The following is a 21229-nucleotide window of genomic DNA, read 5'->3' on the forward strand; positions in this document are numbered from 1 at the left end:
GGAGATCCACACAAAGCCTTTTTGCGCATCAAAAAATACAGATAATTCACCGTTTATCTGTATTTCTTTTATACTTGCTTATGTTAGTTATAGGTCTTCTTTTAAAATTCCTAAAGCTGAGCCAATATGCCCGCCTGACACCATCCATTTTTTGGCCGCTTTTTGTAGACTTGTTTCTTCAGGGTAGTTCAAAATATCAGAAGAAATGCTATTAAAAACCCAAGGCACACCCTCGTCACTGTCCGGATTTGTTTTTACCAAATCATAGTCACTGGCAAATAATCTCAGATTTGACTTCTCCTTCAACCAATCTTTTAACTTAGGAGAGAGCAGCCATGTGCTAGTTACACAAGGTGCTTGTTCATAACTTGGAAAATGCTTCTTCAAAAAATCCTTCGCTTTAAGATAATTTTTTGAAATAATCTCGTGAGACAAGTTAGCATCAGATGGAATATGAATAGAAATATATTTCTTGCCTGCCAATCGTGCTATTTTATTTTTATGTGGAGGAGCAACCCTTTCAAACTCTAATTCTTGAATCCTAAATATCAAGCCACTCGTATAGCGCCAAGTCCAAAAACCTCGATTGAATTTATAAGTTGAGATTATTTTTCTTGTTTCTTCTAAAAATCTCGTGAAGCACTTCATCGTGTCGATATAAATTTCATAAGATATACCATGTGGTACGTAGTTTTTGTCCCAGCATAAAAAGGCAGCACATAAGTGATAAGTCAGCTCCATCAGCGTATCATTACTGTACAGTTTTCCTAGTCGCTCTGCCTCTTGTGCAGCAGCTTTAACATCGAGTAACTTTTGTGCGCTCGTCTTCAAATCTTTGTCACTGATTATGGCGGAATTTTTTAATACAGTATCCTGTACTAAATCAGGAATCTCAATATCAGCCATAAATTTTTTCATCGGTATTAGTATTGCTTCCATCTCTTCCTCCCAAAATCGACTAAGATAAAGGCCGCTTTTATTTTGAATTGATAACTTGTATTAAATCTTCTCGCAATTTGTCATAAGCTTTATAATCCTGTTTAAATACCTGAGGGTTACTATTGTGACTATCAAGCATCCATTCAGCTGGATCTTCTATTTCAAGAAAGTCCTTTATGATTTTTGAAACAGCTACTTCATTAATCTTCTCCGCATTTTTGATCAGGCTAAAGTCTTCTATGCCTCTTTGTAGCTCTTTATAACGTAGAGATAAGAGAATATGCCCTGAATATGAAGGATAGACTAAGCAGAGATCCCCGATAGGTAAAGCTCCTGTATTATATCGGATATCGTGTCGTGCATTGTCTGGCCAGCAGTTGTAAGCCCAGCGAAGGAGACCATCTGTTTTGAAGTAATGTGCTAAGAGTCCTTGTACACGTGATTCTAGTAAGGGACTGTGAAGGAAAGTGTTTGGCTTGTCAGGATAGTTACAGATATAGTACTGCGTTTTTCCAGAATGGCTTTGGCTAAGTTCTTTGTAGTTATTACACGTACAATAGTAGGAAGTCACTGGATAATCTATAACCGGTAGCAAGGCTTCAAGTACTGGTTCTTTATCAAAAACACCTTTTACTTTCAGTGTAGGCTCTATTGATTTAAGAATCTCTAAAGAACGTTTGAATGTGTCGATTTCATGAACTTTGGGCTCATCAGAGATGATGCGCACTTTTTCCCAAACTCCTAATGCCTTAAAATGATTAAAAAGCTGTTTGATATAGTGCTCTAGATCCTTTTTATCTTGGATAAAATCAATGGTTTCTCTGGCTTCATCATAGTAGCGGATGACCAGCTTTTCTGGATGGTCAAGTTCTTTTACCAAGGGGAAGAATGGTGGTTGCCAAACACCTAATAACCCAAAAATATCGATTTCTTGATCTATGCCTGCGGCGAACATACATTCTAAATAACGGTCTAGTATCGAAAAGTCACACTGGATTTCTCCTGCTTCACTTTTCTTAACGCTAATCATTGAGTACTCATAAAGATTGGCTGGATAGTCTTTGACTATATAGTTAAACCAGCCTTTCCATGGTATTTCACCCGCAATCACTGTGATAACCTTTTGATTAAGGACCGCTAAACTCTCCGCCATTTCCCTAATCAAGCGAAAATGTTCATCGCCCCACAAAGGCACTTGATAAGTTCGAGCAAGGTTCGAAGGTTGTTGCCAGATATCGAGATTAAAGTTGTATCCTGTATCTTCAGGAAAACTATAATCGCCTACCTTTACTCTTAGCGTTTTAGAAAGTACTTTCTCATCCTTAGCAGTTAAGTCTGAACGATAAAGCGTAATTTCGACTGGATAGGTGCCTGCCTGTATCTCAGAAGGCGTCGAAAATTCAAGATATATAGGAGCAAAGCGATCGCCCGAATAAGTTTTAGCTGTCTGTTCTAATAGTTTGTCTGTGTATTCAATATTTTCATTTCCCATGTAATATTCTTCAAATTGTAACGTCACGGGCAACTCGGATTTGATCTCTATGCGATAAATCGGAATCTCAATTTGATCAGGGATGGAAAATTCTTTTCCTAACACAAAATGATTCTCACACCCATCGTGTAATAGTAAATGGCATGCACCAAAGCTATTTTTATAAACGGGTAATGACTCAAGTTCATCAGGTGTCCCTGAGAACAGACTCGTCGATGCCTTATAACTTTCATGAACTATATAAGCCTTCATTTTTTCCTCTTTCTAAGTAATATATTGACTTGGTTTGGTTAGTCGTTCTAAAATTTTCTTGCACTGCTCCTCACCAAATTTTTCAGGAATTAACTCTGAGAGCTGGGAGAGCGTCAGTTTCTTTACTATCTTTAACTTGCTTCTATCTTTCCAGTGGGGGAAAGCCTGCAGTAAGATGTCTTGATTATTGCTGTCTTCAAGTAAATTCCCAATAGAATAATCTATTACACTCTCTGGCGCAGGTTTATCCCCTGTGGCTTTCCAGTTTATTTCCATCCATTCGACAGCTTCCGAAAACCAACGTGAAAATCGTTTATCTACCATCTTTTCTTGAGCGCCAAACATTTTCGTAGCTAACGATAAACCGTGAAGGCCTTTTTGGAAGATATGTGCCTCAAAAGGAATATCATTTTCTTCCAAAGCACGAAGATATAATAAAGAGTTCTCTATAGGTACCACATTGTCCTCAAATGTTGAAAAGAGGAAAGTAGGAGGTGTTTCTCTCGTTACACACGTTTCTAAAGAAGGTGCTTCAATCTGCATCACTTGGGCAAAAGATTTCAAAATAGCAGGGTAGCCTAAAATACAGAGACTTGGCTTAACTGGTGACAGAGTAGAAAGAGCAGCAGCTAAGTGTCCTCCTGCCGAAAAACCGATAACTGCGATTTTCTTGTCATCAATCATCCATGTTGTCGCTAAATCTTGAATTTTTCGTAAGGCTTTTTGTGCATCTTCGAGGGACTTCTCAAAACTTCTTTTATCTCCCACGTGATAGTGTAGTACGCCCGCATGGTAACCCTGAGCAAGAAAATTCAAGGCGATAGGCTCTCCTTCTCGTTCACTACAAAAAGAATAGCCGCCCCCTGGAATAACTAAAACAAAAGGTCGATTTCCTACACGGGAAAACTCTTCTTTATCTTCATGTAGATAAACTGTTAAACTTGCTTCATCATCAAAGGTAAAAGTTTTAGTTCTCATCACTTTCCTTTATTTCATTTTTAGAAATAAGCTCTTGATACCAGTAAAAGCTATCTTTTTTGTATCTCGCTAAGTCAAGAAGGTCTTCATCCGTCCGGTTAACATAGACAAAACCATAACGTTTTTTTATTCCTTCATGAGTGCTTACCAAATCAATCGCACTCCATGGGCAATAACCAATCACTTCGACACCATCGGCCATCGCTAAGGCCATTTGTTCGATATGCTCCTTCAAGTAATCAATTCGATACTGATCATGCACAGCGCCATCATCTGTCAAGACATCATTTGCTCCAATACCATTTTCCGTAATTAAGAGTGGCAAATGGTATCTTGAATAAATTTCATTCAGAGTAAAGCGGAAACCTTTTGGATCAATGGGCCAGCCGAACTCGGTCATCTGGAGATGAGTATTTTCAACGGATTGGAAAAAACCAGGGATTCCAAAACCAGACTGCTGATCGATTTTGTTGTCTTTTTCAAAATAGCTTGCAACTGTCATTGTATTATAGTAGTTAAAGGCGATATAGTCACACGTTCCTTGAGATAAAATCTCCTGATCTTCTTTCGTTACGGTCGGAGCTGCACCGATGCTCTCTAAGATATGCCAAGCATTGTGATTATATCTACCAAAAACAGCAACATCTAAGAAAAGCCAGTTTCTTAAAGCACTCATATTTAGAGCAGCCAGCTGATCTTCTGGGCGTTCAGAAGCTGGATAAACACTTGCAATATTTGGTGCAGGCCCTATCTTCCCTTGATAGTTTCCGTCATGGAACATTTTTGTGACTTTCGCTTGGGCCACTAACATATGATGGTTTTCTTGGAATTTTTCCTTCATACTTTTTTGACTCGTGCCAATCACTGAACCTGCGAGCGCCATCACATTTTGCTCGTTAATGGTTTGCCATAAAGGCACATCATCTGCAAAATGTTCAAAGAGCACCTGACAGTAACGTGTGAATTCTTCGATAGTTTCACGATTTTCCCAGCCCCCTTTTTCTGCAATATAAAGCGGTAAATCAAAATGGAAAACAGTAACAACCGGTTGTATTTCATTTTCATTGAGCAGATTTATGAGGTTTTTATAAAATTGGATGCCCTCTGGATTAACTTTACCGTCTGGCATGACACGACTCCAAGAGATTGAAAACCTATAAGCCTTGAGTCCAAGTTCCTTAAAGAGTGCTACATCTTCTTTATAGTGATGATAGTGATCAGAGGCTACTGTAAAATCTGTCGTGCCTTCAGGTATCTCTTTTACGTCTTGAACAGAAGGACCTTTTCCCTCTTCATTCCAAGCTCCCTCTACCTGATAAGCGCTTGTAGATGCCCCCCATAAAAAATCTTTTTTAAATTTCATTATTCTCAATTTCCCTTTCTTGCTGCTCCGATAAGATTAGCATCAGCTTTAAATTTTGCTGCTTCAATCACTATTGGTTGTAGTGTTTCCTTGATAATTGGAGCTGTCGTAAACAGTTTTTGATAAGCTTCTTCAATCTTCTCGATAAGAAGAGGCTGCTGACTTATGCCACCACCAATCACAATCTTTTCAAGGTCTAAAATCAACTGAAGATTGAAGCAAAGTATAGCAACACCTTCGCAGTAACTTGAAAAAAGTTGTGCTGCTTCTTTATCTGTGGAACTTTTTAAGGCGCTAAAAACGAGTGGCCCATCATTCTCTACTTGGAGCTGGTTTGCTAACGAACTGATGAGTTTCACAGCTGAAAGCCCCATACCTACAAAGGAATCTGCTCCGTAAATCGCTCTTTCTCGGATCCAGAAACTTACTTCTCCCGCCTGATTATGGCTGCCTTTATAGAGTTGCTCATCGATACAAATTCCTGTTCCCACACCTGTACCTAAGATAATGGCCGCTCCATTTTTAATGCCTTTGAGATTTCCAAAGGCCATTTCTCCTAGAGTTGCTGCTTTTGCATCATTTTCAACAACCACTTCTAAGTTTTCAAGCCCTTCAATATCAGCTATCAATGCTTTCAAATTTATACCATTCAGGTATGAAACTGCTCCTCCATAGAAAACAGTACCCGATTCATCAACTGAACCAGGGACTGAAAAAGCTATTTTTGTGAAAGAATTGATTTTTAGATAGTCATTAATTATTTTTTTTATTTGTTGACAAAATTCCTCTAAATTTTGTGCGGTAGGCAGTTTATCTTTAGTAGTAACTGTTTCATTCTCAACAAATCCTACTTTGATGTGTGTTCCACCAATATCAATTCCTAAAATCATCATTTCCCCTTTTTATGCTTGCATACTTTCTTGTAAGCTTTGCTCCATGGTTTCATGACGACTTACTTGTTCTGCTGCCATTTCAAGTTCATATTCTTTTTTATCTGCAATTTTAATAAATGGATACCACATAACAATACCAATCAGCATACTAATAACCATCAAGATTGTATAATTTAGTCCACCTGAGAGAGGCATTTTTACAAAGACAGGTGTAGTCCATGGCAAAAGACTCATTGTCGGATTAAGATTGATTGGTAAAATGGTAGTTGTTAACCCCCAAGTCACAAAACCAGCAATTAACTGTGTGAACACTTGCGGAATAAAGAAGATTGGATTTAAAATGATTGGCATACCAAACATAATTGGTTCTGTAATATTAAACAATGAAGGAATGAAAGAGAGTTTACCTAACTGTTTCATTTTGGCTGATTTGCTACGAATCATGAAGAAAGTGACAAAGCCCATAAATCCAGCTGCGTACATACCCATGTAGATCACTGATGGGATAAGGAAAGGAAGGTCTTCACCTTTTTGAAATGCGCCAATATTTGTGACAATCATTGTCATTGTAATCATTCCCAAAGGACCTTGTAAAACGGCATTATGGATACCAAAGAACCAAAGGATAGCTAATATTTCCATAATAAGGATAATTGACAAAGGACTAGCTGCCAATGAGTTGAGTGGGGCACTGACTACATCAATGAAGAATTGGAAGATTGAACCTGAAGCTGTAAATCCAAAGGCCACACGTAAAGCAAAGACCAAAGTAAAGATAAGTGTAACTACAAAGACTGGTGCTAAAGATTGTGTAACCATCGGAGGAACACTTTCAGGAAGCTTAAGCATTATTTTCTTCTTAGAAAGAAAGGCGTACAGACGTGTCACTAAAAGTGCTGTTAACATCCCAATAAAGAGACCTTGACCACCCAAGAAGTCAAGTTTCAAAGCTCCAATAGCTTGAGTTACTTCCTTACCATCTTGTATCACCGTAGTTGAGATTGTTTGAGGCATGAGCATAATGAAACTTGCTAAAGAAATAAGGGCAGAATTTCGTTCATTTGCTCCCAGTTGCTTCGCATAAGAGTAAGCTAAACTATAGACCACATAGATTGAGAATACTCCAGTAGCACCATTTGTGATTGCCTCTACATGGGGATAAATTCCAATCTTAGTTAAAAATTCAATCCATGCAGGAATCGGGAAATTACCGATGATTGTAATAAAGGCTATACCCAATGTAATTGGACTGGTACGAATAAAGCCTTCCATAAGTGCGGCTAAAACTTTATTTTGCTGTAAGCGTGAAGCTACCGGCATCAATTTGTCATTTAGAAAAACTTCTAATTTGCTCATTTTATACTCCTAATATTTATTTCTAATAGTTATAACGATATAATTAATTCTTCTTCCTGCCCATATGCAACAAGATAGAAACCAAATTTCCCTGATTCAAAGTGCCATTCACCTTGATTATCAGAAAATGAAAGATCTTCCTTTGTAAGAGTAACAGCCAATTCTTCTTTTGCGCGTGGCTCTATTTTTATAAATTGACTCGCAACTAATTTTCGGAAAGGTTGGACGATCGATGCAGTCATATCTCTCATATAAAGATGAACCACTGCATGGGTTGTCTCATCCGACAGATTTTCGAGTTGGTAAGCTAACTCTATCTGGTTGCTCTCTGTAAAGGAGATGTTTTCCATATTTTTCAGCCATTTTACATCAACTTGATTGTAAGTAAGGCCTGTTCCAAATGCGTACAGGGGATCATTAGACTCATCACTGTATTTGGAAACAAATCGTATGTTTTTGTTTTCTTCATTCAAAGGTCGTCCTGTAGTATTTTGCGCATGATAAATAGGAATTTGACCTTCACTTCTTGGGAATGTCATCGTAAGCTTAGCGCTGGGACTCGCTTGACCACTCAGTAAGTTTGCGATACCTGTACCACCCATCGTTCCTGGGTACCACACTAAAAGTAAACTTGAGAAGTAAGGTTCAACTTCTGTCAATACCAGCGGACGTCCTGTATAGAGAAGGCCGATGATTGGTTTATCTAATTGAGCGAGTGCTTTGATGAGACGAAGTTGCTTATCTGGCAAGGAAAGCTTAGCCTTAGAGGCACCTTCCCCACTCTCTAAAAATTGTTCCCCAATCGTCAAAAGAATAACATCGGAATTTTCAGCAACTTCTAGTGCCTCTTCAATCAGCTCTTTCTCATCCCCAATCGGGCCGTTTAAATACTCAATCCCCGCCTTGAGTGGGCCAAAACTCTCATAGGAATCAAACAAGTTATAGCCTGTAGCAAATGTAAGATTTTCTTTCGCAAAGTTATTTTCTAACCCCTCTTTTAAAGTAACAGTATCTTGCGCTTTACCACTGACCGAGGCCCAGAAACCGAGAGTGAACTTGCTTTTTCCATAGGGACCAATGACAGCTATTTTTTGCTGAGCACTCAAAGGAAGAGTGTTCTCCTTATTTTTCAACAAGACACAACTTTTTTCAACGAGTTCAACAGCTGTTTCTTTAGCTTCCGCTGTAAGAAACTCGCCTGTATTTTCTTGATCGAGCCCTCGAAAAGGATTTTCAAAAAGTCCCAGCTTATTTTTGAGCTCTAGAATACGCCATACTGCTTCATCAAGAAGGTCTTCATCTACTTCTCCTGATAAAATCAGAGGCTCTAAACCATTTGCATAAACCGAAGTCATCATATCAAAGTCCACACCCGCCTCAATTGAAGCTTTGGCAGATTCTTCTTGACTTGCTGTGAAACCATGTGCTTGTAATTCCTCAGTAGCTGAATGATCTGAAACCAAAAGTCCTGAGAAGTTAAATTTTTCTCTTAGAATATCTCGGTTCAGCCACTTATTCCCTGTCGAAGGCACACCATTTAATACATTAAATGCTGTCATCACAAGCAATGCATTGGCTTCAATTGCTGCTTGGTAGGTTGGAAGATATTCATTAAACAGTCGTTGGTTGGACATATCTACTGTGTTATACTCACGCCCAGCTTCAGGTGCACCATATGCCGCAAAGTGCTTTATACAAGCTGCCACATGGTTTTCCGAGACATAATCTTTAACCTGACCTTGATAGCCTGTCACCACACTTTTCGCAAATTCCTTTCCAGTATAAACATCCTCACCTGGCGATTCCATCACGCGCCCCCATCTCGGATCTCTGGATAAGTCCAGCATAGGAGAAAATACACAATGAATGCCACTCAAATAACTCTCTTTAGCCGTGACTTCAGCTGCTTTTTGAATGAGGTCAAAATCATAAGATCCTGCTTGAGCCAGAGGCAAGGGAAATATCGTGCGAAAGCCATAAATAATATCTGACATGAAGAGCAGTGGAATCCCATGAGAACTCTCTTTAATTGCCTGCTCTTGAATAATTCTTAACTTTTCAGGATCATTCACATTATAAATCGATCCTACTTGGTGAATATCAAAATTATCAGGGAGTCCCAAATCCTTAAGGGGGCCGGTCGGCATAACACCACTATCGGTGAACAAATCTCCGTTTAACTGAACAGTCTGTGCAATTTTTTCTTTTAAGCTCAAAGTATTAAATTTTTCTTTTAGCTTATTTTCTTCCATCTATGTCTCTCCTTTTTTTATTTAAAAAAGCGCTTTCTTTAAATTAATTATAGTTTCTTTTGACTTCTTTTTATATAATATTTTTCGTATTTATATCAAAAAACATGTAAAGGGTTACATAAATTATTTTTTTACACTTATGCAATACAAAAAGAGAGCGATGAGTTGAATCCCTCTCTTTTATAAGTTATTCTATTTATCTTTATATTCTCTCACGAACTCCAAGGTTTGTCGGTAACATTCTTGGGATTCTTTGAGTGAGTAGTCAAACTGATACTCGTGCGTAATCTCTTTTTCTAAATCTTTATAAAACAAGCCACGTACAGGAACCTTTAATTCCTTCAACTTCTTCTCAAAGGCAATCCCTTGATCTTGAAAAGAGTAGGCATTCCCATCAGTAATATAAGTTGCTGGAAAATCTGAGGTTAAGTGATTTACAATACTTATCTCGTCCAGTTTTGGGCTGTCCTGCCAGTTCTTAGTTCCGATTTCTGCCCAAGCGACAGTGGTTACAAAGAATTTCATGAATTGACTACTTGAGCGAACATTGGTCATCTGTGTGAGATTCACAGGTCCACAGTAAGATATTGCACCCTTCAGTACTTTTTTATCTAAATCTTGTGGCACGCCTACATCTTTTCCATAGCTTGCATTTGTCTGTGTTGCAGCATACTGAAGAGCAATCTGTGAGCCGGCACTGTCGCCACCAAGCATAATTTTAGACAGGTCTAAAAACTTGTATTTCTCTTTTTTTAAGCTCTGAACTAGCTCACTGAGCTGCATGACTTGATTGGGATAGCCTGACTCAGGTGCTGTCTCATAATTCATAGATAAAACGGCAATATGTGCATCCGCAGCTAATCGAGTAGCAAATTCCTGAGTGCCTTTTTTATCGCCACCGACAAAACCGCCACCATGCACCCAAATCAAAACAGGAAGCGCTTCTTGGCTTTGCTTAGGGTAGTATATATCGTAGGAATTATCTTTAAAACGTGACGCATAGCTTTGATCTTGCACAGTCGTAATCTTTTCCTGAGCTTTTCGGTAAGATTCAGGTGCAGTAATTTGTACTTCAGAGTTAAACATATGACGAATAATCCAAACGCCTGGTTTAGGCGAGACATTAAATGCAATCACCACTAATAAGAACAATCCTACTACAATACCCAAAAACCATAACAGGCCTTTCAACAGTACTTTTTTATACATAATCTTTTTAATAAATCCTCTCTTTTTCGTCGATTAAGTATACCATGAAAAATATATTAAATACAACTATCAATTAGAAACTTTTTTTGATTAAGGTTTATTTTATGTTAAAATATAACATGAAAAAAGTTTTGGAAAGAAGTAACATTGATGGATTATGAGGCTCTACTATTCGTTACAAAACAGCTCTATTATAAGTACTTGATTCCTTTTGTGGTTATTAACGATGCAGATGAAATAATCATTCCTAAAAAAGTCGATTATTTAGAAAGCTACCTCACAAGTCCTTATCTCAAACAGATGGTGAAAGGTCAGATTTCTTTGTTTGAAGATAAGGATCATTTTTTCAGCAGTTTTTATTGCGACTTACTGGAATATAAAAATTGTAGAGTCTTAATAGGTCCCTGTGGCATACTTGGTACAGCAACAGAGTCTTATAAGTTTAATAATCACAATTATTTAGCAGGTGTGCATTACTCCAAAGAGAGTCGAAAGACCTTTATGGACTTTGTAGAGCTCTTGTATGCTCTGCTCAATGGAAAGCTCCCCGACAGTACTAATTATAAATGGATTGTACGTCAAAAACTCAGCAAGGCACATACCGATGTTATTTTAGAAAAAAACCTGTCCCTCAGACGTTACGACGGTTCTTCATTTGACTCCTATGAGTTTGAAAAAAGATATATCGAGGCTATTAAACGAAATGAACCTGAAAAATTAGAGTGGATTTTCAAGAAAATGAACAGTACCTATGATGCTGAACTCTCAACAAGTAAACTCGAAGCTTTAAAGTATAAATATGCCTCATTAATTGCGATACTCACTCGAGTGAGTATTAGTAATGGTGTACCGATACTTCAAGCATATAGTTTATCTGACTCGCTGATTCAAAAATTACAGCGTATTCACTCTACTCATGAATGCCTAGCGCATATAAAAGAAAGTTCTTTCCTCTTTATGGAGCTCATACATAGCTTCCCATACTCCGAGAAAAGCCATCTTGTCAAGCAAGTCTTATACTATATCGACGATCATCTGTATGAGCAGATTACACTGAAAAACTTATCTGATTATACGCAAAAAAACGCCACTCACTTGTCTACAGAGTTCAAAAAAGCCGTGGGACACACGATACATAAATATATTATTCAGAAAAAAATTGCTGAGGCAAAACATCTCTTGCTGTTTACATCCCAAAGCTATAAGGAAATTGCTCTGCAGCTCAGCTTCTCTAGCCAAAGTCATTTCATCCAGAGCTTTAAACGTATCGAAGACATGACACCTTTAGAGTTTAGAAACAAGTATTTTTCATCAATTTTCTGATCAGCACGCTGCTCAAAAACTGTCAAAATATCATAAAAAACCTTGAAACTGAATCAAGGTTTTTTTGTCGTTTATTTTATTATGAATAACAGAGAGAAAACTATCCACTAAATATCATAAAAAGGATTGGTATTCACTTTGCTTTCTAATATCTCTACCTCTGGAGTAAAGCCTTTTAATTTTTCAGAAACCTTGGGGATGAATAAATGTTCCAAGTAATGCCCAGGGTCAAGCCCAATCAGACCTTGGGAAAGCTGATCATGCCCAGCATGATAATATATGTCTCCCGTGATATAGATGTCCGCACCTTTCGCCTTAGCATCGGGCCAAAACTTGCCACCACTACCCCCACATATAGCAACACGACGAATCATTTGCTCCAGTGAGTGGTCATACGTAACCAGACGTATGTGGTCTAAGTTGAAAGCTTGCTTCATCTTCTCAGAAAAAGCAGCCAAGTTCATCGGTTCAATATTCCCGACACGTCCCAGTCCCTCTTCCGTCAAAACTTCTGTATCCTGTATCTCCAAAAGTTCACAGAACCAGTCATTAAGACCGCCATCTACGACATCGATATTCGTATGACTGGTGTACACAGCGATACCAGCTTTAGCCAAGTCAAGTACAATCTTCTCTTGACTGTCCGCATCTGTTAAGTTTGTCAGAGGACGAAAGATCACTGGATGCTTCGCTAATATCAGGTCGACACCATTTTCAATCGCTTCAAGAACAGTCTGTTCACGAATATCCAGTGCAACTAAAACTTTCTTTACCTCAGCATCTAAGGAACCAATCTGTAACCCTACAGGATCTCCCTCGACTGCCAGCTCTTTCGGACAAAACTCTTCATACAAGGATACAAAATCTCTGATTTTCATTGTAGAACTCCTTCTATCTTTTCTTTTTCTGCTTGTACTTCTGCCCGTTTTTCGTGGTTTTCGGGGAGTCGCTCTAATATCTTGTTTAAAGTGTTTAATTCTTTATTCCATTTTGTACGGAAAACGTCGGACTTTTCTTGAGACAGGTAGGGACCAAAGGTGAGCTCTGTTTCATTCAAGCTCGACTTGCCATGCTGAGCCACAATAATCTCATATATTTTTCCTGCTTCAAGGAGGATTTTTTCGGATGTGATAGAGAAATCATTCGCCATCAACCACGCACGTAGACTCTCCTCATGATTATTGGGCTGTAAAACAAGTTGCTCAACCTTACTTAGTTTTTCTTTTCCCGCTTCCAAAATCTCAGAAATTAATATCCCACCCATGCCAGCAATGACAATGCTCGAGATTTCATCTGCTTCTTCAAAAGCTGCTAAACCATTGGCGAGTCTTACTTCTATTTTGTCTTGTAAATTTTGTTCATGCACATGATTTTGAGCTATCTGATAAGGGCCTTTGACCACTTCTCCAGCAATAGCAAAGCCTATCCTCTCTTGTTGAACTAGGTAGGTAGGAAGATAAGCATGGTCGCTTCCCACATCAAGAAGTCGGCTACCTTGGGTTACAAGATCAGCTACAGCTTGAAGACGTTTTGAGAGTTTTATTTCATTCATTTAATTTTTTCTTTCCAAATTTGCAGTATTCGAGAACAGGACATTCTTCACATTTGGGGGCACGAGCTGTACAGTGATAACGTCCAAAAAAGATAAGATGATGATGTGTTTTCACCCAGCGGTCTTCTGGGATAAGCCGCATCAGTTTTTCTTCTACTTCAAGTACGCTGGCCTTTTGGGGCACGATATCTAACCGTTTAGATACACGTTCCACGTGAGTATCCACTGCGATACCCGGTATGCCATAGGTCTCCCCTAAAACAACATTGGCCGTTTTTCGCCCGACACCAGGTAAAGTTTGCAGCAGCTTTTTATCCCGAGGAAGTTCACCGTTAAAATCACGGACCAGCATTTGCGCTGTCTTTACGATATTTTTAGCCTTCGTTTTATAAAGTCCTATCGTTCGGATACATTGCTCCACATCTGCAATGTCTGCCTGTGCGAGACTTTCAGGATCAGGATATTTGGCAAAAAGAGCGGGAGTCGCTTTATTTACACCTTTATCCGTTGCTTGAGCAGATAAAATGGTCGCAATCAACAGCTGAAAGGGAGTCTCCCACTCCAGCTCTCCATGCGCTTCTGGGAACATCTTGACGATGATATCCAGAGCTTCCAAAAATTTTTTCTTACTTAGCATATTACTTTCCGTTCCAAGGACCATCCATAGGGATATAGAAGTCAGTAGTTTTATGACTCTGTGCGGTCTCTGTTCTTTCCTCTTTCCGTTGTTCAACAGCCTGAGTACTCATCAAACCATCATTACGCCAGTTCCGTAAAATGGCCTTGATATAGTTGAGCGATACCTTACGGTTGACCACCGCCTCACGGAGAGCCAGCTTGATAAGTTCAAGATCATACTTCTCTTCAAAAAGAAGAATGCGGAGTTCCTCACTCTGCATGGGCGTAATCATCCCCATCTCGGCTTCAAAAATATTTACCAGTTCTTGAAGCTGACCTTTATTTTGCAGTGGAGGATGCTCTTCTTCTTTTGCAGATTCATTCGTCAAGCCTGATAACTCATCCAGCCTTTTCAGAGCTGGTGTAACATCAAAGATCGTTTCCATATCCCCTGATATTTCTAACAAGGTCACTTTAAGAGAGCCAAACTCCTGCAGCTTGTCAATACTGCGGTTGACATCTGAGAGTTTCTTGCCAATCTTTCCCGCAATATCACTCGGAGCACTGTCTCGATTTTCATATAAATAAAGCCAAACCAAAAAGTCCTCTGCGGAAGGGAAAAGCTGGGCAAAATGCTCCAGCAAAGCATGAGGAAGAATGATGTGTCCAGCCATATAATTTTCGTAGTAGGTCATTATATTATTATATCATATTCACTCGGACAAGATTTAGTGCCTTAATTAAAAAATACTAATTTCAATAATTAGTATTTTTCTTTATTTTTTATAGTCTGTTCCCTAGAACATCTTTTTCTGCCTTAAGTCCTTTGGGCAATTTTACCTGTGCTGGGCGCGGGTGTTGCTTCGCTCCTGACCCCAGCGCTTATGCGCTAAGATTAAGGATTACGGATGATGAGGGCTGGACGGACACCCCCACTAGCAAAGCTAGTAGGCACAACAAAATTGCCACCCAAGCGGCCATTGGTATGCACACACCAAGCAAAACCTGAAGCACCAGGGGTACGAAGCCACCACCAGCCTAGAGCAGCGGAACCACGCTGTGCATGGTAAGGAAAAGCTAAATCTTCCCCGGATAAGCGGGTCACGTCCGCAAGAGAAAGGGCAAAGGCGCGTGCGGTTCCGCTTGGATCAACTTGCGTGATATCATTCGCTACTGTGCCTATTAAGTTTGTAGGAAGCCATCTGTTACCACCTGTAAAACTCACTGCAGCATCCGCAACTTCCCCTGTCGTAAAGCTATTGGCGACAGGCTGAACTATGGCTTGGACGGCACTGCCAAGAGTGCTATACCAAGTGGCAAGTTCTGCTTCTTGGTCGTTCCAAGACACATTACGGATGGCATTGTTACGGATAATCATGTGATTGCCATCGCCCATATTTTCAAGGTAACGGTATTGTTCCCCTGACATAGTAAAGATTCGACCCGGATACATCGCTCCAAAGTTAAAGTCTGATGGTGGAGAATCCACATCGGCATCAGGGTTTGTTCCTTGGTCCCCATCATCCATGGCATTGTTACGAATACCTGTGAGGAAGTCCGCTAAGCGGTCATGCCCATCAGGCAGGAAGTCGTCACTGTTGTCAGGACTGACCAGTCCACTCTCCACATGGATACCATAGTAGTAAGAGCCATTGAAAACCGTATCTTCGATAGCCGCCGTCATCTCTGCCGCATCCAGCAGGTAAGAAGTTGCTTCGCCCGGTTCTAGGAGTGAGGCCCAGTAAGCCCAGCCTGTTTGGTGATCTACCACCCAGAAGTCACCGATCTGTTGGTAAGGTTGGAGTTGCGCCCACTGCTCGATGGTCATTGGGGCACGTTGTTGGTGGAGGTTTTGTGCCGCATCATTGGTGATGGCTTCGCCCGGCCAAGTTGGGGTACTGTTGTCAAAGCTGTCACCCTCCGACCAGTAATCGTCAGTCCCATCCCCGGGGTGCGTAGCGCCATCGGTCGTGCCGTCTGTTGCTCCACCTCCTGCGATATAGTCCCGGGCATGACCTGCGGCTGCCGTCATCTGATCCATGTTGTCATGGTTGAAAGTTGGCATGTACCACGGGGCATCTCGTCCTTCACGACTCCAGCCAAAAGTCAGGTGGGCATAGCGGTCAAAAGCATTGGACGGGTCGGTGTTCAGTCGGTCATTGATATTGGTGGCATTGGGCATCCATGTGGTCCAAGAGTCCAAGTTGGTACGCTCTGTGCCTGGCACAAGTTGTGTCCAGCTGTCTTGACCTGTTTGTCGGGTTTCTAAAAACTCCGACAAGCGGATACGAGCCATGATGGGACGTTCGCCGTAGTTTTCGACAAAGACATCTTTGTTTTCAGTGTCGCGGTTATAGTAGTCGTGCACACGGCCACCCACGTTAATCTCGATTTGGTTTTCTCGGTCATTGATGGCCCGCTGGTTAAAGGCGGTGAAGGCATAAGTGCCTCCGATGAGGAGCAATAAGAGGGAGAGAAGGACGTAGTTGCGTAATCTCCGGTTCTTTTTCTTTTCTGGTGTCATAGTGATACCCTTTCTTGTTTTATCTTTTTTATCTTTTGACTTCAAACTTTCGTGTCCTTAGGGCGGGCCACGAAAAAAGCGCTCCAGAGATCCCGAGCGTTTGGGTGCAAGTAAAAGGCGGGTGTCTACCGCTTGTGCTGTGCTGTGCTGTGCTGTGCTGTGCTGTGCTGTGCTGTGCTGGCCGATTATAAGTCATCACTTTCACCCCGTCAAATCATTTAAAATAAACTAAGAATCTCTCTCATAATATTTTAACATTTATTTCTTATAAGTTAAAATGATTTCAATAAAGTTACGAATAAGTCTCTTATGTACCCAGTTTGAAAAAACTTCCGTAAAGAGTAAAACACAGGCTGAAACAAAAAGCTCCCTTCTCCTTTTATATAAAATATGAAGAAAAAGAAAAAAGAGAGGCTAAGCCTCTCTTTTCGGTTCATTATTATTATTATTATTATTATTATTATTTATATTACTTGATTAACTGTACACTCTGTTATATCAGTTATAGAAGAAACGTATAAGGATACCACCCATGATAAGTACGATAGCACCACAGAGTCGGTTTGCCATCTGAGCAAAAGCAATCATCTCCATACGATCAGAAGCTGAGAGCACAGCGATATTTCCTGTTCCACCCATAGAGTTGTTAATCATCCCAGTACCAATCGCTGTTTCGACGGGATACATGCCAAGAAAGAGTCCGAGGAACCAGCTCGCCAAGCCCATCGCCACTACACTGGTTAGGCAGAGTACGATGAATTGCCAGGTTAAGGCAGAGCCGAGTGTAGTCAGATCAATCAAAGCTAAACCTATACCAGCCAAGACAGCATGAGTAAGGTTCGTCATAATGATTTGGTTGAACATGACAACAGATTCTTCTAAAGCTTTAGGAACTGCATCAAAAGCTTTGAGTACAAAAACGATGATAATCATAAAGGCATATTCATGAATATTCGGGAAGAACTTGTTCAAAATAACACCCACCATCAGCAGAGAGAAAGCATAAAGCATCCCAACACCGATTTTTGTTGCATCAAATTCAATTTTTGGTTTTGCGAGTTCTTCTTTTGTCGCTGAGACTAAAGTTCCGTGTCCGTTGTATTTTGATTTTGCAAAGATTTTAGAAATAGACAGTGCGCCGATAATCGCAATAATATTCCCAAAAGTTACGGCGGGAGCAAGTTGAGAGAAAATCGCGGTTTGATTGCCGTTAGCAAGGCCATCAGCATAGATTTGGGAAAGCGGAGTAATCCCTGCTCCCATACCACCTGACATCATCGGCATTGAAACATACATGACGGAGTCAGCAAAGCCCTTGCCCAGCAACATACCCATACCACCAACAGCGAAGAAGCCCACGACCATTGTGACTAAAGCTACAGGGATAAATTTAGCAGATGCTTTAACGAGTAGACTTCTGTTCATACCCAAGATTGAACCACAGATGAGTGCTGCAATATAGAAGTCAAGGAAGCCGAACTGTCCACCCATAAACTTCCCTACTGCAGTGATAACATCAGAGGGGATAACATGGAAGAACGACAAGAGCGTTGCACCTATCAGTGTAAAGACAGAGCCACCACCCAGGTAAGAGTTCATGATTGGTAACTTCTCACCGATGAAGTAAAGAAGATGTCCCAACAATACAAGCAAGAGGGTAATCCCAACCATGTTGAGCGGGAGTTTCCCAAGAGCTATGGTCGCTGCTAATACAATCATGAAAAAAGCATAGAGTGGAAGACTTATTCCTGAAATTTTTATTTCTTTTAATTTTTTCATTTTAATCCATTAACCTCTTAGTATTTTGGATACCATTTCATATCGCGAACCGCTTTAGCCATATCTTTTTCTTCTGTTTGAGCTAAACCTTGTTCTTGAGCTTTTTTGGCTACTGCTTCTGCCACTTTGATTGAAACGTCAGCCACATATTCAAACGGAGGAAGTACTGGAGCACCAGCTGCTCCTGGATCAACTAAACCGCTCAATGAGTGTGCCGCAGCACCAATCATTTCATCAGTAAGAAGAGAAGCTTCAGAAGCCAACATACCAAGACCCAAACCTGGGTAGATCAAAGCGTTATTGGCTTGACCGATTTGGTAGTCTACACCTTTGTAAGAGATTGTTCCTGATGGAATACCTGTTGCGACAAAAGCTTTACCGTCAGACCAAGTGATTACTTGCTCAGCAGTTGCCTCTAATTTTTTAGTTGGATTTGAGATAGGGAAGATAACTGGACGTTCTGTGTTTTCACACATCGCTTCAACAACTTCTTGGGTGAAAGCACCAGCGTCAGTGGAAGTCCCTACCAAGATAGTAGCTTTAACTGTTTTGATAACTTGAGCCAGATCAGTCATGTCCCCAGCGTTTGCAAAGTCAGCACGTTTTTTTGCAAATGGTTTTTGTGCGGGTGTCAGGTCTTCCATATCATCAAAGAGCAAACCTTGTTTGTCCATCATGAAGAAATGATTATAAGCTTCTTCTTCAGAAAGGCCTTCACTGACCATTTCTGCGTGCACGCGAGCAGCGATACCTGCCCCAGCAGATCCACCACCGTAGCAAAGGTAAACTTGGTCTGTCAATTTTTCGCCTGTGATATCGAGGGAACCAAAGATACCACCTAAGACAACAATCCCTGTTCCTTGGATATCGTCATTGAAAGTTGGAATAACTTTCTTATATTTGTTCAAAATGTTGGCTGCGTTTGAACGTCCGAAGTCTTCCCAGTGCAAGTAAAGTTTAGGGAACATATCTTCAGCTGTTTCAACAAACTGATCAACAAAGTTATAATATTGATCGCCATAAACACGTTCGTGACGGTTTCCTAAGTACATCGAATCTTCGAGTAATTCTTTGCGGTTAGTACCTGCATCGATAACGATTGGGAGTACAGAGGCTGGGTCGATACCGGCAGCTGCAGTATAAATCATTAATTTACCAACAGAGATATCGACACCTTGTGTACCCCAGTCGCCGATACCAAGGATACCTTCAGCATCTGTCACAACGATAAGACGGATATTGCGATCGCCAGCTGCATTTTTCAATGTTTCTTGGATATTTTCGGGATGGTTAATATCAAGATAAGCTGCATATTGGGGATCTACAAAAAGTCGACTGTAGTTTTCGATAGTTTCAGCAATAACTGGATCATAAACGATAGGGTTAAACTCTACGATATGTTGGTTGAACAAATAATAGAATAAAGTACGGTTTGTATTAAAGATTTCCATCAAGAAATGGCGTTTTTCCAAATCGGATGGTTTTTCCAAGTAATGTTGGTAGGCTTGTTCTGCCTGTTCTTCAATTGTTTGAATATAAGGGGGTAAAAGACCAATCAAGCCAAGCTCTTTACGTTCTTCCATAGTAAAGGCTGTTCCTTTATTTAAGAAAGGATTATTTAAAATTTCATGTGCACGCATTCGTACGTCCTCCAAATTTATTATTAATATAAGAAATTCTTACAAGATTTATTTTAATACTTATAAAAAATTATAGTCAAACTCGTAGATTATGATAAATATTATTTATAACAAACCGCCTCACTTGTGATAAAATATAGAGGTTAAAGGAGCGATGAAACTAATGAACTTGCATGATTTCGAGTATTTTAATGCCTTAGGCGATTTATTGTCTTTTACTGCTGTTTCTAATCATTTTGGAGTAAGCCAACCTACCATTACCTATGCCGTAAAGAGATTGGAACAATATTATAACTGTAATTTAATACACAAAGATCGTTCGCATCGAACCGTTGTTTTGACGGATGAAGGAAAAATCCTAAAAACCCATGTCGAAAGCATTTTAGAAGAGTTGTCTCTGACCGAGAAGGCTATTGAACATTCTCGCAAAAAGCAAACCCATATTGGTTTTCCGCCGATTATCAGAGCAAAAATTCTCGCGGAACTGTTGAATGATAAAGAGGCGATGAGTTTTTTGTCTAACTTTGACTTGGTGTCTGGAGGTTCCGAAAAACTTTTGACTAAGCTCATTTCTGGCAACATTGATTTTAGCCTTATCGGAAGCACTGTTCCTCTCATGCATCCTAATCTTTTCGTGAAGCTTCTCTACAAACGTGAGTTTTACATCTTTGTCTCGAAAGATAACCCGCTAGCCACGCGCAAGGAGATTTCTTTTAAGGATACGCTCGATTACCCTTTTATACTCCTTGATGAAAGCTTCGTGCACATGGAGGCTTTTCAAAAGCTTAATGAAAAATATAAGAAAAAAGCAAAAATTCTTTTTAACTTTTCCGATATCCAAACTATTGGGCAACTCGTAAAATCCAATGTGGGCATTACCTTGATGACCGACTTCCTTCCTTTTGCGGATATGGATAGTCTCATAAAAATACCTCTTATACCTGAAGATAAGCAAATCTTCCATGTTCAATATGCTTATTTAAAAAGCGCCATTCTTAATCAAGATATTCAACAGCTGATACAGCTCCTTGATGATTTAGATGAATGATTTGATAAATT

17 protein-coding genes are annotated in these 21229 nt (G+C 40.0%); 2 read left to right on the forward strand and 15 right to left on the reverse strand.

The features are described 5' to 3' along the window. Positions 1 to 87: 87 nt before the first annotated feature. From I6G50_RS03820 to I6G50_RS03855, 8 genes are all read right to left on the reverse strand, one after another. Positions 88 to 939, reverse strand: a complete 852-nt coding sequence (locus I6G50_RS03820) for an acyltransferase domain-containing protein (protein WP_197909230.1) — start codon at positions 937 to 939, stop codon at positions 88 to 90. 37 nt (positions 940 to 976) lie between these two features. Continuing rightward, entirely contained in the window at positions 977 to 2683 is a 1707-nt protein-coding gene (locus tag I6G50_RS03825; RefSeq protein ID WP_197909231.1) for a DUF4091 domain-containing protein, read from the reverse strand. Positions 2684 to 2695: 12 nt separating this feature from the next. Beyond that, on the reverse strand, positions 2696 to 3661 hold the full coding sequence (locus I6G50_RS03830; RefSeq protein WP_197909232.1) for an alpha/beta hydrolase: 966 nt from the start codon (positions 3659 to 3661) through the stop codon (positions 2696 to 2698). Further along, the gene (locus tag I6G50_RS03835; RefSeq protein ID WP_197909233.1) at positions 3651 to 5024 is read right to left on the reverse strand and encodes a glycoside hydrolase family 1 protein; all 1374 of its coding nucleotides are present in this window, start codon (positions 5022 to 5024) and stop codon (positions 3651 to 3653) included. The genes I6G50_RS03830 and I6G50_RS03835 overlap by 11 nt, the downstream gene beginning before the upstream one ends. Before the next feature lie 5 nt (positions 5025 to 5029). Continuing rightward, on the reverse strand, positions 5030 to 5917 hold the full coding sequence (locus tag I6G50_RS03840; protein WP_081167379.1) for an ROK family protein: 888 nt from the start codon (positions 5915 to 5917) through the stop codon (positions 5030 to 5032). Positions 5918 to 5926: 9 nt separating this feature from the next. Continuing rightward, the gene (locus I6G50_RS03845) at positions 5927 to 7273 is read right to left on the reverse strand and encodes a PTS sugar transporter subunit IIC (RefSeq protein ID WP_197909234.1); all 1347 of its coding nucleotides are present in this window, start codon (positions 7271 to 7273) and stop codon (positions 5927 to 5929) included. A gap of 29 nt (positions 7274 to 7302) precedes the next feature. After that, the gene (locus tag I6G50_RS03850; RefSeq protein ID WP_197909235.1) at positions 7303 to 9525 is read right to left on the reverse strand and encodes a glycoside hydrolase family 3 N-terminal domain-containing protein; all 2223 of its coding nucleotides are present in this window, start codon (positions 9523 to 9525) and stop codon (positions 7303 to 7305) included. A gap of 192 nt (positions 9526 to 9717) precedes the next feature. Continuing rightward, positions 9718 to 10734, reverse strand: coding sequence for an alpha/beta hydrolase (locus tag I6G50_RS03855; protein ID WP_197909236.1), 1017 nt, complete (start codon positions 10732 to 10734; stop codon positions 9718 to 9720). 150 nt (positions 10735 to 10884) lie between these two features. Between I6G50_RS03855 and I6G50_RS03860 the strand changes: the two genes are divergently transcribed. Next, a complete protein-coding gene (locus I6G50_RS03860) occupies positions 10885 to 12057 on the forward strand; it encodes an AraC family transcriptional regulator (RefSeq protein WP_197909237.1) in 1173 nt (390 codons plus the stop codon). A gap of 107 nt (positions 12058 to 12164) precedes the next feature. Here the strand turns inward: I6G50_RS03860 and I6G50_RS03865 are convergent, their stop codons facing one another. From I6G50_RS03865 to I6G50_RS03895, 7 genes are all read right to left on the reverse strand, one after another. Continuing rightward, positions 12165 to 12935: a Nif3-like dinuclear metal center hexameric protein gene (locus I6G50_RS03865; protein ID WP_197909238.1), complete on the reverse strand. Its 771-nt coding sequence runs from the start codon at positions 12933 to 12935 to the stop codon at positions 12165 to 12167. Beyond that, on the reverse strand, positions 12932 to 13609 hold the full coding sequence (locus tag I6G50_RS03870; RefSeq protein WP_197909239.1) for a tRNA (adenine(22)-N(1))-methyltransferase: 678 nt from the start codon (positions 13607 to 13609) through the stop codon (positions 12932 to 12934). Before I6G50_RS03870 ends, I6G50_RS03865 begins: the two co-directional genes overlap by 4 nt. Next, complete coding sequence (gene nth / locus I6G50_RS03875; protein WP_003136515.1) at positions 13602 to 14246, reverse strand: endonuclease III; 645 nt, start codon at positions 14244 to 14246, stop codon at positions 13602 to 13604. Before nth ends, I6G50_RS03870 begins: the two co-directional genes overlap by 8 nt. Position 14247: 1 nt before the next feature. Further along, positions 14248 to 14922 carry a DnaD domain-containing protein gene (locus I6G50_RS03880; protein WP_081167398.1) on the reverse strand — a complete coding sequence of 225 codons (675 nt, stop codon included), beginning with the start codon at positions 14920 to 14922 and terminating at the stop codon, positions 14248 to 14250. 200 nt (positions 14923 to 15122) lie between these two features. Then, a complete protein-coding gene (locus tag I6G50_RS03885) occupies positions 15123 to 16751 on the reverse strand; it encodes a DUF6273 domain-containing protein (RefSeq protein ID WP_197909406.1) in 1629 nt (542 codons plus the stop codon). Positions 16752 to 17249: 498 nt separating this feature from the next. Continuing rightward, positions 17250 to 18530, reverse strand: a complete 1281-nt coding sequence (locus tag I6G50_RS03890; protein WP_197909240.1) for a 2-hydroxycarboxylate transporter family protein — start codon at positions 18528 to 18530, stop codon at positions 17250 to 17252. A 17-nt stretch (positions 18531 to 18547) separates the two neighbouring features. Then, entirely contained in the window at positions 18548 to 20170 is a 1623-nt protein-coding gene (locus I6G50_RS03895; RefSeq protein WP_003136774.1) for a malolactic enzyme, read from the reverse strand. Positions 20171 to 20333: 163 nt separating this feature from the next. Here I6G50_RS03895 and I6G50_RS03900 point away from each other — a divergent pair, with 163 nt between their 5' ends. After that, positions 20334 to 21218 carry a LysR family transcriptional regulator gene (locus I6G50_RS03900; protein ID WP_081166935.1) on the forward strand — a complete coding sequence of 295 codons (885 nt, stop codon included), beginning with the start codon at positions 20334 to 20336 and terminating at the stop codon, positions 21216 to 21218. Positions 21219 to 21229 lie beyond the last annotated feature (11 nt).

The sequence above is a fragment of the Lactococcus garvieae genome, assembly GCF_016027715.1.
GTDB classification, from domain to species: Bacteria; Bacillota; Bacilli; order Lactobacillales; family Streptococcaceae; genus Lactococcus; species Lactococcus garvieae_A.